This is a genomic window from Pseudomonas sp. HS6, from assembly GCF_023375815.1.
In the GTDB taxonomy this organism is placed as follows: domain Bacteria; phylum Pseudomonadota; class Gammaproteobacteria; order Pseudomonadales; family Pseudomonadaceae; genus Aquipseudomonas.
Genome location: NZ_CP067412.1, coordinates 1,242,656 through 1,259,127 on the forward strand (window position 1 = coordinate 1,242,656; position 16,472 = coordinate 1,259,127).

11 protein-coding genes and 1 tRNA gene are annotated in these 16,472 nt (G+C 60.8%); 5 read left to right on the forward strand and 7 right to left on the reverse strand.

Annotated features, from left to right (window positions below):
• Nucleotides 1–60 precede the first annotated feature (60 nt).
• Nucleotides 61–2,466, forward strand: coding sequence for a glucose/quinate/shikimate family membrane-bound PQQ-dependent dehydrogenase (locus JJN09_RS05710; protein ID WP_249486193.1), 2,406 nt, complete (start codon nt 61–63; stop codon nt 2,464–2,466).
• A gap of 84 nt (nt 2,467–2,550) precedes the next feature.
• The gene (locus JJN09_RS05715) at nt 2,551–3,849 is read left to right on the forward strand and encodes a carbohydrate porin (RefSeq protein WP_249486195.1); all 1,299 of its coding nucleotides are present in this window, start codon (nt 2,551–2,553) and stop codon (nt 3,847–3,849) included.
• An 11-nt stretch (nt 3,850–3,860) separates the two neighbouring features.
• Here JJN09_RS05715 and JJN09_RS05720 read toward each other — a convergent pair whose 3' ends face one another.
• Nucleotides 3,861–4,541: a DUF3313 domain-containing protein gene (locus JJN09_RS05720; protein WP_249486197.1), complete on the reverse strand. Its 681-nt coding sequence runs from the start codon at nt 4,539–4,541 to the stop codon at nt 3,861–3,863.
• A complete protein-coding gene (locus tag JJN09_RS05725; protein WP_249486199.1) occupies nt 4,541–4,867 on the reverse strand; it encodes a hypothetical protein in 327 nt (108 codons plus the stop codon). The genes JJN09_RS05720 and JJN09_RS05725 overlap by 1 nt, the downstream gene beginning before the upstream one ends.
• 146 nt (nt 4,868–5,013) lie before the next feature.
• On the opposite strand from JJN09_RS05725, the gene JJN09_RS05730 reads away from it, so the two are divergent.
• Together JJN09_RS05730 and JJN09_RS05735 are read left to right on the forward strand one after the other, a co-directional pair.
• Nucleotides 5,014–5,739, forward strand: a complete 726-nt coding sequence (locus JJN09_RS05730; protein WP_249486201.1) for a response regulator — start codon at nt 5,014–5,016, stop codon at nt 5,737–5,739.
• Nucleotides 5,736–7,070, forward strand: coding sequence for an ATP-binding protein (locus tag JJN09_RS05735; RefSeq protein WP_249486204.1), 1,335 nt, complete (start codon nt 5,736–5,738; stop codon nt 7,068–7,070). Before JJN09_RS05730 ends, JJN09_RS05735 begins: the two co-directional genes overlap by 4 nt.
• Nucleotides 7,071–7,090: 20 nt before the next feature.
• Here JJN09_RS05735 and JJN09_RS05740 read toward each other — a convergent pair whose 3' ends face one another.
• Entirely contained in the window at nt 7,091–10,594 is a 3,504-nt protein-coding gene (locus tag JJN09_RS05740) for an AAA domain-containing protein (protein WP_249486205.1), read from the reverse strand.
• A gap of 200 nt (nt 10,595–10,794) precedes the next feature.
• On the opposite strand from JJN09_RS05740, the gene JJN09_RS05745 reads away from it, so the two are divergent.
• On the forward strand, nt 10,795–12,060 hold the full coding sequence (locus JJN09_RS05745; protein WP_249486206.1) for an OprD family porin: 1,266 nt from the start codon (nt 10,795–10,797) through the stop codon (nt 12,058–12,060).
• Nucleotides 12,061–12,069: 9 nt separating this feature from the next.
• On the opposite strand, the gene JJN09_RS05750 is transcribed toward JJN09_RS05745, so the two are convergent.
• The 4 genes from JJN09_RS05750 to fdhE all read right to left on the reverse strand — a co-directional run bounded on the left by JJN09_RS05750 (nt 12,070) and on the right by fdhE (nt 16,469).
• Nucleotides 12,070–12,165: transfer RNA gene (locus JJN09_RS05750), tRNA-Sec, on the reverse strand.
• Nucleotides 12,166–12,171: 6 nt separating this feature from the next.
• Nucleotides 12,172–14,091 carry a selenocysteine-specific translation elongation factor gene (gene selB, locus JJN09_RS05755; protein ID WP_249490759.1) on the reverse strand — a complete coding sequence of 640 codons (1,920 nt, stop codon included), beginning with the start codon at nt 14,089–14,091 and terminating at the stop codon, nt 12,172–12,174.
• Nucleotides 14,088–15,494, reverse strand: coding sequence for an L-seryl-tRNA(Sec) selenium transferase (gene selA, locus JJN09_RS05760; RefSeq protein WP_249486207.1), 1,407 nt, complete (start codon nt 15,492–15,494; stop codon nt 14,088–14,090). The genes selB and selA overlap by 4 nt, the downstream gene beginning before the upstream one ends.
• Before the next feature lie 48 nt (nt 15,495–15,542).
• The gene (gene fdhE / locus JJN09_RS05765) at nt 15,543–16,469 is read right to left on the reverse strand and encodes a formate dehydrogenase accessory protein FdhE (protein WP_249486208.1); all 927 of its coding nucleotides are present in this window, start codon (nt 16,467–16,469) and stop codon (nt 15,543–15,545) included.
• Nucleotides 16,470–16,472 lie beyond the last annotated feature (3 nt).

The following is a 16,472-nucleotide window of genomic DNA, read 5'->3' on the forward strand; positions in this document are numbered from 1 at the left end:
ATTTAACTAGGTAGTTACCTAACTATATAATGCCCGCCTCATTTCAACGGGACATTCAACGTGAAGCAGAGTCAACGCCTCTCGGGCATATCAACATTCATTCTGGTCGGGTTGGGCGTGATCATCGCCCTGCTCGGCCTGGCACTGGCCGCTGGCGGTGTGAAATTGGTCAGCCTGGGAGGCTCCTGGTACTTCCTGGTGGGTGGTCTGGTCATGACCATTTCCGGTCTGCTGATCGCCCGTCGCAAGCCTGCCGGTGCGTGGCTGTTCGCCGCGTTTCTGGTGGGGACGGCGATCTGGGCCGTGAGCGATTCCGGCCTGGTGTTCTGGCCGGTGTTCTCGCGCCTGTTCATGTTCAGCGCCGTAGGCCTGGCGGTTGCGCTGGTTTATCCAATGCTCAAGCGCGCAAATGGCGGCGTTGCGGGACGTGGCGCGTACGGTGTTGCCGCTGTTCTGGCGGTCGGCCTGGCCGTGGCGGCCGGCAACATGTTCGTTGCGCACCCGACTGTCGCCCCAACCGGCACCGGCCCGGGCCTCACCCCGGTCGAACCGGAAAAGGCGCAGAAAGATTGGGCCCACTACGGCAATACCGAGGGCGGCAGCCGCTTCGCCGCGCTGGACCAGATCAACCGCACCAACGTCGACAAGTTGAAAGTCGCGTGGACCTACCACACCGGCGACATCGCCGAGAGCGACGGCAATGGCGCTGAAGATCAGCTGACCCCGCTGCAGATCGGCAACAAGGTGTTCATCTGCACCCCGCACAACAACCTGATTGCGCTGGATGCCGACACCGGTAAAGAACTCTGGAAAAACGCGATCAACGCCCAGTCAAAAGTCTGGCAGCGCTGCCGTGGCATGGCCTACTTCGACGCCAGCGCTGCGGTCGCCAAACCAGCCAGTTCGCCGGTAACCGAGACCCCAGCCGCCCCGGCTGCCAACTGCACACGCCGTCTGCTGACCAACACCATCGACGCGCGCCTGATCGCAGTCGATGCCGACACCGGCGAGTTCTGTCAGGGTTTCGGCAACAACGGCCAGGTTGATCTGAAGGCCGGTCTGGGTGATGTCCCGGACAGCTATTACCAACTCTCCTCCGCGCCGCTGATGGCCGGCACCACCGTCGTCGTTGGCGGTCGCGTGGCCGACAACGTCCAGACCGACATGCCGGGCGGCGTGATCCGAGGCTTCGACGTGATGACTGGCGCCATGCGCTGGGCATTCGACCCGGGCAACCCGCAGGATAAAAAAGCCCCGGCCGATGGCAAAACCTATGTTCGCAGCACGCCGAACAGCTGGGCGCCAATGTCCTACGACCCGGCAACCAACACCGTTTTCCTGCCGATGGGCAGTTCGTCCACCGACATCTACGGTGTTGAACGCAACAAACTCGACCACACCTACGGCGCTTCGATCCTGGCGCTGGACGCCAACAGCGGCGAAGAAAAGTGGGTGTACCAGACCGTGCACAACGACCTCTGGGACTTCGACCTGCCGATGCAGCCAAGCCTGATCGACTTCACCAAGGACGGCAAAACCGTGCCGGCGCTGGTGATCGGTACCAAGGCCGGGCAGATCTACGTACTCGACCGCGCCACCGGCAAACCGCTGACCGACGTTAAAGAAGTACCGGTCAAGGCGTCGAACATTCCGAACGAACCCTACTCGCCTACCCAGCCGAAATCCGTGGGCATGCCGCAGATCGGTGCTCAGCACCTGACCGAGTCGGACATGTGGGGCGCCACGCCGTACGACCAACTGCTGTGCCGGATCGATTTCAAGTCGATGCGTTACGACGGTCTCTACACCGCGCCAGGCACTGACAAATCGCTGAGCTTCCCGGGCTCGCTGGGCGGCATGAACTGGGGCAGCATCTCGACTGACCCGGTGCACGGTTTCATCTTCGTCAACGACATGCGCCTGGGTCTGTGGATTCAGATGATCCCGTCGCAGAACACCGGTAAGGCAACCTCCGGTGGTGAAGCGCTGAACACCGGCATGGGCGCTGTTCCGCTTAAAGGCACGCCGTACGCGGTCAACAAGAACCGCTTCCTGTCGGTGGCCGGCATCCCTTGCCAGGCGCCGCCGTTCGGCACCCTGACCGCGATCGATATGAAGACCCAGAAAGTCGCGTGGCAGGTTCCGGTCGGCACCGTTGAAGACACCGGTCCGCTGGGCATTCGTATGCACCTGCCGATCAAGATCGGTCTGCCAACCCTGGGCGGCACCCTGTCGACTCAAGGTGGTTTGATCTTCATCGCCGGCACTCAGGACTTCTACCTGCGCGCGTTCAACAGCAACAACGGTGAAGAAATCTGGAAAGCACGTCTGCCAGTCGGCAGCCAGGGCGGTCCGATGACCTACGTGTCGCCGAAAACCGGCAAGCAATACGTGGTCATCACCGCTGGCGGTGCCCGTCAGTCGACCGAACGCGGCGACTACGTGATGGCTTACGCCCTGCCGTAAACCGCTGCGCCCTCCTTCACTTTACTTGTGCGCGACACCTTCGGGTGTCGCGTTGTTTCATGTCCTTCGCTCTGGATTTCAGCAATGTCATTCGCTGTTCGCTTTTCCCACTCTGGCGTATTCACCGGCGTGCTGCTCGGTCTCACCTGCAGCACTGCCCTGCCCGCTTTCGCCGATACCGATTCGAACGTGTTCACCCGCAACACCCTGACCGGCGACTGGGGCGGCCTGCGTCACCAGCTCGACGAAGACGGCGTCAAGTTCACCGGTGATTACACCGGCGAAACAGCCTACAACGCCGACGGCGGCCTGCACCGTTCCGCCCGTTACTCGCAGAACATCAAGCTCGGCGCGCAATTTGATCTGAGCAAAATCTATGGCGTGGACAACGCTGGCAAGATCCAGCTGACCATCAACGACCGTCGCGGCAACAGCGCCTCGGAAGATCTGGTCGGCAACCGCTTGCCGATCCAGGAAAACTACGGCGGCCTCTACACCCGCCTGACCGAACTGAGTTACGAGCGCACCCTGCTCACCCCGGCGCTGAACGTCAAACTCGGCTACATGGCCATGGGCAACGACCTCGGCGGCCTCGACAGCGGCATCCTCTGCAACTTCATGAACGCCGGTTTCTGCGGGCATCCGCTCAACATGTCCGGCGGCAGCGGCTGGACCAACTACCCCAACGCCCACTTGGGTGTGCGGGTGAAATACGACCTGTCGCCGCAATGGCAACTGCGCGTCGCCGCGTTCAACGTCGACCCTGAAAGCAACGGCAACTCAAGCCGTGCCTGGCACCTGGGGCCGAAACACACCACCGGCACCGTGGTGCCTGTCGAACTGGTCTACAAACACGCGGGCTCGCTGCCCGGTGAGTACAAGCTCGGTTATTACTACGACAGCTCCGACGTGAAACGCATCGGCAGCGATAAAGAAGTGTCCGGTCGCGGCGGCCATTACCTGCTGATCGATCAGGCCGTGTGGAGTTCGCAATCGTCAGAAGGCCGCAGCCTGCACGCCTTCGGCCAATACTCGGCGGCCAGTGAAGCGGCTTCTCCGTTCAGCAAGTGGTACGGCACCGGGGTAGTCTTGTACAAGCCGTTTGAAGGCCGCCCGCGTGACACCGTCGCTCTGGGTTACGGCCGTGCCGTGCAGAACCCGCGCAGCCGCGACGTGCAGCAGGATGCCGCGCTGGCCAACGGTACGCCGCTGTCGAATCTGGACGGTGCCGAGCAACTGATCGAACTCGGTTACGGTTACCAGGCCACCCCATGGCTGACCCTGCGCCCGAACATGCAGTACATCATCGAGCCGGGCGCGTTTTCCGGGCAGGACATCGACAATGCACTGGTGTTTGGACTCCAGGTGAAAGCAAGCCTCTGACCTCGCCGCTGTCAGCGCAGCGATGCTTTGCGGGCCACGACATAAGACTGACTCAAGTCCGTGGCCCAACCATCGAGCACACCCTTGACGTTATCGGCCGTCATCACCTGCTTGTCGTTTTCCAGCGGCACACCTGTGCCCTTGCGGACGACCTTTGCCACGACCTCTCCGGTCGAGCCATCCTCAAGGGACACTTCAGTGGCGACTTCACTGTCCTGATCACGAATGCCCGCAGCGGTGCTCACGCCGGCCGCGACCAGCGTGATCGGCAGCCATTCGTAGTACCGCAAGCCTTGGGTGCTGGTGGCGACTTGCGTAATGGCAGGTCGCACAACCAGTGTGTTCGGGCCGGGCCCGGATGCCAGCGGCAGCGTTTTGCCCAGTTCCTGCCTGAGGGCCGCATCGTAGTAGCGGGTCACACCTGACAATGTGCTCTGCGGAATTCGCCCCGTGGGCTGAACCTGCGGATAGAACTGGCTTGGCGTCAGATAGACCTGGGTGTAACGGCTAGTCGCCAACGCGGGGCTGGTCCAACTCAAAATTGTCTGCCCCGAAGGCGTCTGCTGCTCCTTCAACGTGCTGTAGTCGTTGAGAAACCCGGAATACATGTCAGGCGCAACCTTCTTGTTACTGCAAGCCGTGAGGCTCAGGCTGGCGGCAAAAACCAACGCCAGCGAATGACTGTTTTTCATCAATGCGCCTCCCCTGCCGTCTGAATCTGGCCGAACGGGGTGTTTTCAGAGCACTCGATGCGCAACTGCCCGTGGGTCATGATCCAGTGAATGAATTCGGCGGTGGGAATGGAGTGGATGTATTCCACCCAATGGCTGTCGGCCGGGCTGAAGCGCTCGAAGTAGCGGCGCATGACGAGTTGGCTCTGGTCCTGAGCAATCCCCAGGCAGGTTTCCTGGAAAAAGATCGGCGCATTGAGAACGCTGCTTGTGGTGCGCTGGGTCAGGATCAGTGGGCGCACCGCGCCATGCCCCTGAGTGGAATAAGCGCTTTTCATATCCTTCATATGAACCCCCTTGGATGGAATGCCGGCAGAGTGCCCGAGGTTTTTTGCCCGAGGATGTCCGGCTGATGTCCGCCATGACGGAATGTTGCTCGATTGAAATAAATGACCCCGCGATCGAAATGGTTTTAGATGCCCTCTTTTGATTCATGGATCCTGCAAACGTGAGCAGACTGCTGATCGTCGATGACGACGTGGAAATTCTGTCCCTGCTGAAGAAATTCTTCGTTCAGCACGCCTACGAGGTCGATGTGGCACCGGATGGCCAGGCCATGTGGGCCGCCATCGAACAGGCGCGGCCGGACACGATCATTCTCGACCTGATGCTGCCGGGTGAAGGTGGTTTGAGCCTGTGCCAGAAAATCCGCGCGCAGATGGGGATCCCGATCATCATGCTCACGGCCATGGCCGAACTGAGTGACCGGATTGTCGGCCTGGAACTGGGGGCCGACGATTACCTGACCAAACCCTTCGCACCCCAGGAGTTGCTGGCCCGTGTGCGCGCCTTGCAACGGCGCGCCAGCGAGCAAGGCCAGCGCACCAGCGAAGCGACGCGACCGGTCATGACGTTCGCCGGTTGGCACCTGGACATTACCTGCCGCGAGCTGCGCTCACCCGAAGGCGTGATGATCCCGATGTCCGGCGGGGAATTTGATCTGTTGCTGGTCTTTCTCGAACATCCCCAGCGCATCCTGACCCGCGAGCAACTGATCGACCTGACCCACGGCCAGGGCCACGACGCCTTTGATCGCAGCATCGATGTGCAGGTCAGCCGCTTGCGGCGCAAGATCGAACCGGACAGCAAACGCCCGGACCTGATCCGCACCGTGCGCAACGGCGGCTACATGTTCACGGCCAAGGTCAGCCGCTCATGATCGGCCGACTCTTGCCGCGCGACACCCTCAGTCGCCGGATTGCCCTGACTATCGTTGCGGCCATGCTCGCCTCGCTGGCTTTCAATGCCCTGTTCGTGCAGGTTGCAGGCATCTGGGCCCGCCCGCCCATCGAGCGCACCGGATTGCTGGAACGAATCGCGGCGAGTACCCGCGTGATCGAAGCAGCGCCCGCCCAATTGCGCCCGCAACTGGCAAGTGCGGCCAGCAGTTCGACGCTTGAAGTGTCGTGGAATGCGCAGCGCAGCCAGTTCAATCTGCCCGGGGACGGCGAACCGGTCGAGACCGGCAAGGTTCCTGCGTTGCGGCAATTGCTCGGCGATGAGCGGGAAATCGAAGTATTCAACCCCTACAACTGGCCGCCAGGCAGTGCGCAGGCGCACTACGTCGCCCTCGTACCGCTGGCCGATGGCAGCTGGCTGACCTTCACGCCACCGGAACGAAGCTGGGGACTTAGTCTGGATGCGCGAATCGCAGTGATCATCGCTTTGGGACTGATTGCCACGCTGCTGGTCGCGTGGATCGCCACCCGCCAACTGGCCAATCCGTTGCAGCGTTTTGCCGGCGCCGCCAGGCGTTTCGGCGGTGATTTGAACGCCCCACCCATCGCTATCGAAGGCCCCCACGAGATCCGCCAGGCCATCATCGCTTTCAACACCATGCAGGCGCAGATCCAGCATTTCATTGGCGAACGCACGCACATGCTCGCCTCCATTTCCCATGACTTGCGCGCGCCGCTGACCCGGATGCGCCTGCGCAGCGAGTTCATGGAAGACCTCGACCATCAGCAGAAACTCATTCGCGACATCGAAGAAATGCAATCGATGATCAACGCCGCCCTGGCGTTTTTCCGTGAAGGCACACAGCTTGAGCAATCCACTACGTTCGATCTATCGGAGTTGCTGCAAACCATCCTCGACGATTACCGCGACCAGAACCTACTCATCGACTTCAGCGGCCCGGCCCACCTGGTCTATGACGGCCGGCCGCTGAGCCTCAAGCGAGTGATCGTCAACCTGCTGGAAAACGCCGTGAAATACGGCGAGCGCCCGCGCATCGCACTGAGCCGCAACGCTCGCTCGATCTGCATCGACGTCTGCGACGAAGGGCCTGGCATCCCCGAGGAGTCACTGCAACGGGTGTTCGATCCGTTCTTTCGCCTTGAGACCTCGCGCAACCGTGAAACCGGCGGCGTCGGGCTCGGCCTCTCGGCAGCCCGGGCAATCGTTCGCGAACAGGGCGGAGAACTGACGTTGAGCAATCGCAAAGGCTTGGGGCTGGTGGCGAGGGTCGTGTTGCCCGTGGTCGATTGAGACTGCTGACGGCCCAGAATCTACAGCTCGACGGAAGTCGTTCGCCGCGCCAGACTCGCACGATTGATTGTCAGTTCACCACCTACGTCCGGGCCGCGATAGACCATCGATGTTTCATGATGAACATAGTCGCCATAGCGCTGTGCGCTCAACCAGTTGAACGAGCCGACACAAAGCAGCTCCTCGTCAGCCATCACGATCTTGCTGTGTACCTTGTTCACTACCCGCACCTGAACATCCTGGGTTTGCAGCGCGCTGATCGCCTCTTTGAATTGCGCAATCTTGTTCGGGTCGCCTGGATGCGTGGCTTTTCTGATTTCGGTATTGAATCGCAGGTCGGTGTAAACCACGACCTGAACGCCACGCCCCACAGCGCTGCCCATCAAATCCAGCGCTCCGCTTTCCTGCATCCAGCGCAACCTTACCCATGGCGTCACAATCTGCACCTGCTGGCGGGCCGTTTCCAGTGTCTGCATCAGAAACCGGTCGTGCTCATCCACTTCATGCAGGTGGCTCAAACCTGTCCGCATGGTCTGAAGATCTTCACGGGGCTGGTATATGAACGTGAGCTCATTCGCTGGATCCGCCAACAGAAACCGGGCCAGGCGACCACGCGGTTTTCCGATCGGCACCTGGCTGAACAGGTCCATGTCGCCAAAGACCAGAAAGCTGTCTTTGGCACGGGAAACCGCAACGTTGAGCATGCTGTCCCTTCGGTCGATAAACTCGCCATCGGCATGTTTTGAATAAACTGCCGAGAAAATGACTACTGCACGCTCTGCGCCTTGAAACGAGTGCACCGTGCCTACAGTCAGTTCGCCCTCGCCTTTACCGGTTTTGATGCCTAGCGCGGCGCAAGCCTGAATGATCGCCTGGGTCTGTGCTCCGAAAGGTGTGATCACACCGAGTATTTCCCACAACGGTTTGTTGTAGCGGGTTGTCAGTTCAACAGCGTTGGCCTGAATCCATTTCGCGATCGTCTGCGCCTCCAGCAGGTTGCGACGACTGCCACCCTGATGCTGCTGACACAAACCGTCAATATGCAGATAACCCAGCGCCGGCAAGCCACCGTGCGGTTTTGGTCCTCGTCGTGGTTGCAGCTTGCCCTTGTAACAAAGGGCGTTGCAGTACTCGATGATCGAGTCGTAGCAGCGTCGGTGTTCGTAGAGGTAGATGCCCCGGTCAAGTTCTCGATCATAGTGATAGCGGCTGGTCGACTGGGCGATAGCCATGACACTGCCATTGGCCGCACTGCGACCACCGTCGCAGAAGTCTGAATAGTCGTCATCGACTTGATCTCGGGCAAGCAAGCCGGCACTTAGCAGGTTGCCGATATCGACGGCTGCCGGAATCGACCAGATAGGTTCAATCTGCCGGGTGTCGCCAATCACCAGGGCTCGCTTGGCCAGCGCAAATGAGGGTGCAGCGACTTCAGGCAGTACCTGCCCGGCTTCATCTACGATCAACAGATCAATGAAATTGAGTGCGTAATCGTCAACGAACCCATTGCCATCATGTCGCGAGCAATGCATTTCTCTGGGTAGCCTGTAGAAAGTGGCCACGACACAGGGCGTGAGCTTCATCCATCGGCGCCAGTTTTTCTCGAGCGTCTTGCGCCCTTTTTTTGCGCGGTTTTTCAGAATGTCCGGCAATGTTTGCGTCACTTCCAACAGCCACCGACCCTCCCAATAGTGGGTCGTCAGCAAAAAGATTTCGAAGCGTAGCGAGGTGTCCGCCCAATTATCGCAATCGTCCAGAGTCACTTCGCCAGCAGGTTTGTCATTCGGCACCCGCAGAACACTGATTACGGATTGCCAGTTCATAACCTCGCGTTGCTCGCTCGCCAACAAGAGCTGCATCTCATGCAACCGCGCCACGATCGCAGCGTTGGCCTGGTTGGCTTCAGCCACAGCGCTCGCCAGGCGTGTTTCGATTTCGCTGACAGTGCGCACACTGTCCACTTCGATGCCGGCATCCTCGAGCTGTAATTTCGCCAGTCGCAGACGTTTGCTGGCGATCGGCCCGAACCAGCCAAACAGCGTGTAGATCAGCGGTTCATGAGCCAGGTACCGTCTGAACGTTTTCAGCCAGGCTTGTGCAGTTGCGGTCTGTTGAGCCTGCTCCAGTTGCTGTGCCTGTGTCCGATCGACAGCCGCCTGGGGATCATCACCGAGCTGTTCCCGCACTGCCAAACGAACACCGACCAGTCTGGCCCATGCTTGCTCGACGTCGATGAGATGTTGCTGGCGTATCCGGATCTCATCCTGAAGCCGATCAACGATGCGTTGCAGGTCTGGCTCCTGCTCGTCTGCAAAGGCAATCGCAGCCTTGGCCATGTAGGTTTGCCGGGCCTTTTGCAGATAATCCTGCGACTCAAGTTCGGTATAGAAGCCTTTGGTCTGGTAGGTGCGGGCCATTTCTGCTTCGGCCGAAACCTTGGGAAAATAGGCGCCGAAGCTTTTGATGTCTGGAAGCCAACGCCCTGCCAAGGGACCACTGCCGTGGGCAAAGTCTTTGCCGAATGCATTGATGATGTTCGTCACAGCCTGGTTGTTGGTGGAGCTTGCGACGATGACTGGCGGCTCACCACCTTCCATGGCTGCCTTGGCCCAGAGCGAAGCGACGACTGACAGAAGCAGTGTGGTTTTACCCGTCCCCGGCGGTCCGTTGATTGCCAATACATCACCTTGCTCGGCAACCAGCAGATGCGCCAGGCCATCGCGTTGAGCAGGCGCCAAGGCATATTGGTCACCTGCGTGCCCCAGTCGCCCGGCAAATTGACCATTGGAGGGAAGACAGGCCTGGTCCTGACTTGGCTCGCGCTGAGCGAAACGTTCAAACAACGCAGACGCAGGTTTGCTGTCACGCAGATGATCGTAAAGCGCGACGATATGACGGCTGAAACCGTCTGCTTTGGTTTCCTTGAACAAGTAGCCGAAACTGGCCTGATCAAAGCCATCTTCCGCCCCATCCCAACCATTACATATCTGATCCAGCATTCTTGCGCAAAACTGCAGATAGGTATTCCAACGTTCGAGATACTGCGCTGCGGCGAGTTCCTCCCCTTGCGCAGGTGGATCGATATGCGGGACTTTCTCTCGGGACAGGAAACTGTCCAGGTCCGCCTGTGCCCCGATAGCAAAATTGTCGCGATCCAGCGGCTCGAGAATGTCGCGAGGAATCAGCGTGTTCGCTGTGGGATAAATACGACCATCACGGGTGACGAGCACGCGACAAACCACCGGGGTCACGAACACCGGCAGACCGTTGCGGGCCTTGCGATGCTCCAGCCTCGACTTGTAAACGAAGGGACGCAAAGTCACTTCCACACATGACAGCCTCGCGGGCTCGTCAGCAAACAGCAGACTGGTCTGCTCTGCCGGCACACAGCCTGCAAGTAAGGTTTCAAAGGCCACGACTGTCAGTTTGTCGGCTTGAAGCGCAGAGAGAGTGCCATTGCCGTTTTCGGCATCTGCGAGGGAGTTACGCCAGTAGTTGGCGAGTCTGAGGGAGTAGTCGTTCATCGTCCTGATTCACTGCGCACCGTCACTCACTGTGACGTCTTATGGATGGGGAATGGAGCGCGAGATTAGCGTGTTGGCGAGCGAACGCCAATCAACGCCTTTCTACAACTGAGCACATTCGCTCAATCAATTAAACCACCCCCGCCAGATCATCCCCCCCTTACACCGTCTGGGGTCCCGGAAACATGAAGGCGATAATCATGCCGTTAGTGCTTTGCGCACTGACAGAAAACGCGCTTGCCGGTGGTTTTATCGAAGATGCCAAGGTTGATGTGCTCAGCCGCAACTTCTATCTGAGCAACGATTACCGCTCGCCCTCTCCCGCCGGGAAAAATTACAAACAGGAATGGGCTCAAGGGTTTATCGGCACCTTCGCATCCGGTTTCACCGACGGAACGCTCGGGTTCGGCCTCGATGCCCATGCCTTTTATGGTCTGAAACTGGATGGCGGTCGGGGACATTCCGGCACCGGGCTGTTACCCGTGGACAGTGACGGTCGCAGCGAGAGCGATTACTCAAGCGCCGGCGGCGCCTTGAAACTGAAAGCTTCGCGCATCACCCTCGCCTTCGGAGAAATGACCGTCGAGACACCGGTTTTCGACACCTCGGACAAACGCCTGCAACCGGAATACGCCACCGGGTTTCTACTTAACAGCCGTGAAATCGACAACGTGAATCTGGTGGCCGGGCATTTCACCGCGTTCAAGAATCAGGACAGCTCATCCGGCAAAGGCGATTTCCAGGGTTATGGCGCCAGTACGAAGGCCGGCGGGATCAGCTTCATCGGCGCAGACCTGTTCAGCGAAAGCCCGGTAGGCGGCGCGCTGTATGCCTCCGACCTCAGCGAAACCTGGCACCAGTACTACGCCAACCTGCATTTCAAACAATCCGGCGTATTGATCGACGCCAACGTCTACCACACCCGCGATAGCGGCCAGGCGCTGGCCGGCGAAATCGATAACACCGCGTTCAGTCTCTCGGGCAAATACGCCTTCGGCCCGCATGCAGTGATGCTCGGCTGGCAACGCATAAACGGAGATACACCGTTCGATTTCGTCGGTGGCGACTCTATCTACCTCGCTAACTCGATCAAGTACGCCGACTTCAACGGCGCCCACGAGCGCTCCTGGCAAGCCCGTTATGACCTCGATCTCGGAGCGCTCGGCATTCCCGGGCTCACTTTCATGACCCGCTACGTCTCCGGCAGCCACATCGACGGCACCCACGCGCCCAAGGGCGGCGCCTACAACCCGTTCGACGCGGACAGCGGCCAATACCAGCCACTGCAAGGCGACGGCGGCAAGCACTGGGAGCGCGACATCGATCTGCGCTACATCGTGCAGTCCGGGGCGGCCAAGGATCTTTCGGTGCAGCTGTCCCACGTCTCGCACCGGGCCAACAGCGCTCAGGCGGGTGATGACATTGACCGGGTCTACGTGGTGATTCAGTACCCGTTGGGCTTCTGAAAGCAGAAATGGCGGAAGGCAGCCGGAGTCGAACCTGCCCGGGAACGGATGCCGTCCCCAACCGGGTTTGAAGCCCGGCCGCGCCACCGGGCGCGATTGCCTTCCTTGAACTCAGTCGGCGCCGGGGTTGGCCAGCGCGTTGTCGAAGCGGATTTGCCGGCCCTCACCCAGACGCCGGGTCAGACCGAGGCGGTCGAAGTATTCGAGGATCTGGATACTGCGTTTGCGTCCCAAGCCTAGCGCATCACGGAACGCCGTGACTTGAATCGGCGGATTTTCTTCGCCCAGGCGCAGCAACACGGCCGCCATCTGCCGCAGCGTGATGTCGGTAAAGAACAGATCCCGCACCACTTGATGCATCACCCCCAGTCGCGCCAGTTTGCGCAGCAAGAGCCGGACGGTGGCGTCGTCCTGCCCCACGGCTTTGGCCACGTCGCGTATCCATGGCGGGTCGAATCCGGCTTGTTCGAACAGTGGCTGCAAAGCCTGCCACAAGGTTTCGTCGTCGGCATTCAGGCGCACCTGATGATCCGGCAAATGCAGCCACGGGCCGCTGGCGGTGAGCGAGCCGGCGCTGCGCAGTTCTTCCAGCAGGCTGATGAAGGTCGAATGTTCGATGTTCAATCCGCTGAAACGCCGCAATCGATCACGATCAGGGCCCATCTGGTCGGGCTCCAGATCATGGAATCGCGCCAGTTGTTCCAGCAGGGTGAACTTGAGAATGCCCCAGCGCTGGGCATTGAACAGCCTTTGTCCCTGACGGGTTTCGATCAGACGGACGTTATCTGGCAGCGACCAGCCTTCACGCGGACGATTGAACTGACACTCCAGACGCTGCGGGTCGAGGCCGCTTTCGCTGTATTCCAGCAACGTCGGCAACGCTTGTTCAAAATCACTGCTGATCGCCAGCGCCCGCAATTGCGCCAGACGCCCCGGGCTGCGTCGTTGCCGGGCCGGGGCGAACGGGTCGAGCAACTGACCGCCACCGAGCGTGCGCTGGGCGCTGGGGTCGCGCAGGATCAATCGGTCGCCCTTCACGCCGTGCACCGGGGTGTTGGTCAGCAGTTGCGCGAGCATGCGCTCGCCCGGATTCAGTCTCGGACCTTCCAGCAACGCCACGCGGGCAATCACGTCTTGGGTGCCGAGGTGCAGGTGCACGGGCTGAAAGTGTTCGAAAGTGCGCGTCTCATCGGGCAGCAACTGGAAGTCGATATCCAGGCGTTGAGTCGGCGCGAACAGTGTTTCGGCCAGTAGCCATTGCCCGCGATGGATGTGCCCGAGCTCCAGGCGATCACCGCTGATGTTCAGGGCCACGCGTTGGCCGGCAAACGCCCGTTCTGCGGCTTGATTCTGAGCATGCAGCCCTCTCACCCGCACGGTTTTTCCCGAGGGGCCAAGGGCAAGTTTGTCGCCTACGCTCACGGACCCCGACAGCGCCGTGCCCGTCACCACAATCCCGGCACCGGCCACACTGAACGCCCGGTCGATGGCCAGACGAAAACCACCCTCGCGCCCTCGCTTCAATACTTCACTTTGCGCCTGCAGCAACGCTTGCCGCAGGGCATCGACGCCCTCTTCCGTCACACTTGAAACCGCCAGCATCGGCGCTCCGGCAAACGGACCAGGCGCCAACAAGTGTTCGATTTGTCGGCGAACCTCCGCCACCCTGCCCGCCTCGACCCGATCACACTTGGTGATCGCCACCAGCGCCCGGGGAATTCCCAGCAACTCGACAATCGCCAAGTGCTCGCGGGTCTGTGGCATCACGCCGTCATCCGCCGCCACCGCCAGCAACACCAGATCGATGCCTTGGGCGCCGGCGAGCATGTTGTGGGTGAATTTCTCGTGGCCCGGCACGTCGATAAAACCGGTCAGCCCTGCCCCGGGCGCCAGTTCGGTATAGAGATAACCGAGGTCGATGGTCATGCCCCGCTCGCGTTCCTGCGGGCGGCGGTCGCCGGTTTGTCCGGTCAGGGCTTGAAGCAGCGAGGTCTTGCCGTGATCGATGTGCCCGGCGGTGCCGACGATCATGTCTGCAACTGCCCGAGTTGCGCGAGCCACGCCGGCTCGTCGTCAAGTTGCCGCAGATCCAGCCACAACGCGTCATCGTCGAGACGACCGAGCACCGGAATCGGCAACTCGCGCAACGCGGTCTGCAGACTCAGCAGCGAGCGCCCGCGCAGGCGTTTCGAAACCTGCGGTCGCACGCACAACGCGGCACTCGGCAAACGCGCCACCGGTTGGCTGCCGCTGCCGATCATGCCCAGCGCAGTGACGGCAGTGACTGTCCAGCCTTCACCGAGAACACCGGTCAACACTGGTTGCAGGCGTTCGGCCTGAGCCAGAATGTTATCTTGCGGGCGGGTCAGCAGGCGCAAGGTCGGCAACCGCTCGGCCAGGCGATCCGGATCGCGATAGAGCCCGAGCACCGCTTCCAGCGCAGCCAGCGTCATCTTGTCGACACGCAAGGCGCGCTTCAGCGGGTTTTTCTTGATCTTCGCGATCAAGTCCTTGCGCCCGACAATCACCCCGGCCTGCGGGCCGCCGAGCAGTTTGTCGCCACTGAAGGTGACGATATCCGCGCCATCGAGCAGTGCCTGACGCACCGTCGGTTCCGCTGGCAAACCCCAACGGGTCAAGTCCAGCAGGCTGCCGCTGCCGAGGTCTTCGAGCAGCGGCAAGCCATGACGGTGTGCCAGTTCGGCCAGCTCGGATGTGGGCACCCGGGCGGTAAACCCTTCGATGCTGTAATTGCTCGCATGCACACGCATGATCAAACCGCTGCGCGGGTTGATCGCCGCTTCGTAATCCCGGGCGTGGGTGCGATTGGTGGTGCCGACTTCATGCAGGCGCACACCAGCACGGGCCATGATGTCGGGAATGCGAAAGGCGCCGCCGATTTCGATCAGCTCACCGCGGGAAATGATGCCTTCCTTGCGTGCGCCGAGGCTGTTGAGGGTCAGCAGCACGGCGGCGGCATTGTTGTTGACCACGGTGACGGCTTCGGCGCCGGTCAATTCGCGGATCAGGCCTTCGATCAAGTCATCGCGATCGCCACGTTTGCCGCTGGCCAGATCGAACTCCAGATTCAACGGATAACGCGCCGCCAGTTGCACCGCTTCGATGGCGTCCTCCGGCAACAGCGCACGTCCCAGATTGGTGTGGAGTACGGTGCCGGTGAGGTTGAACACGCGCCGCACCTGGCTGCGCTGCTGTATCGACAGGCGTTCGGCAACCCTGCCGGCCAGCGCTTCGTGGCTGATTTCAACGGCGGACAACTGCCCCGCCACCACCGCCTCACGCAAATCGTCCAGCAACTGGCGCGACGCTGCCAGCAGCGCCTCACGCCCGTGACGTTCGACCAATGGCTGAAAGGCGATATGACGCAACAGACTGTCGATGGATGGCAAACGCTGGGCAACACTGGCAGGCATCAGGCGCTCCGGATAAAAAGCCGTTGCGCCAGAGTGTAGACGCTGGGGTCATTCGTCTCCCGGTGCGAGTAACAGATTCGGCGCCAGTCGCTGATAACCGTCCTGGGCCAGGCGCATGTCCAGCAGCAGGCTGCTCAAGTCAGCCGACAACGCTTCAGCGTCCGCATCGTTCTCCAGATACAACAATTTCAGATAGCTGTTGCAACTCGGGCAGACCTCCGCCCGCAACGGCGCCTGATTGGCGGCGTGACGATCATCCTCGAGGCTCAGGTATTCCAGCCCTTTGCTCTGCTCGCAATACACGCACTTGACCCGCACCACATGCCATTCACAAGCGCACAGCGAACACACCAGATAGCGCAAGCCATTGTGTTTGCCGCGATGGCGAATCACCCCGGCCATGGCCGGCGAACCACAGGCCGGGCACTGGCTGAGACTGTTGCCGGGCGCCAGTTGCAGGTTCGGTGCACTCAGCAGCCAGTGGCTCCAGGCCGCTTGTAACGCCGCGCCAAGGAACGGCACCAACGCCGCCGGCACCAGCGAATACTGACCGCTAACCAGTGCCACCGCCCAGGCCCGCAACTGGCCGGCGCTGGCAACACGCAAAGTCGTCACCGCATCGGCAACGGCGGGCTGTTCCGGTAAACCGTAGCGTTGCAGCAAGGCGTCGAGGTACGCCTGCCACGCGTCCTCGCGGATCAAGGTATCGGCGCCGAACGGCGGCATACCGTGCTGCCGGCAGACCTCAATCCGTTGCTCATCGATTGGCCCGGTCGAGGGCGGATCGTCGAGGATCTGCTGCTGCACGCGGCACAGTCCGGCGATCAAACGAAGGTACTCCGCCAGCGGATGGCCCTCCGCCAACCGCTCCAGACGTTCGGCGCGCAGCAGGAAAAGATTGTGCGGCGGCAAATACAGAAACGGCGGCGCACTGGCCGCCGCTTCGATTTCCCCGGGTTCAAGAATGGTTGGCAAATG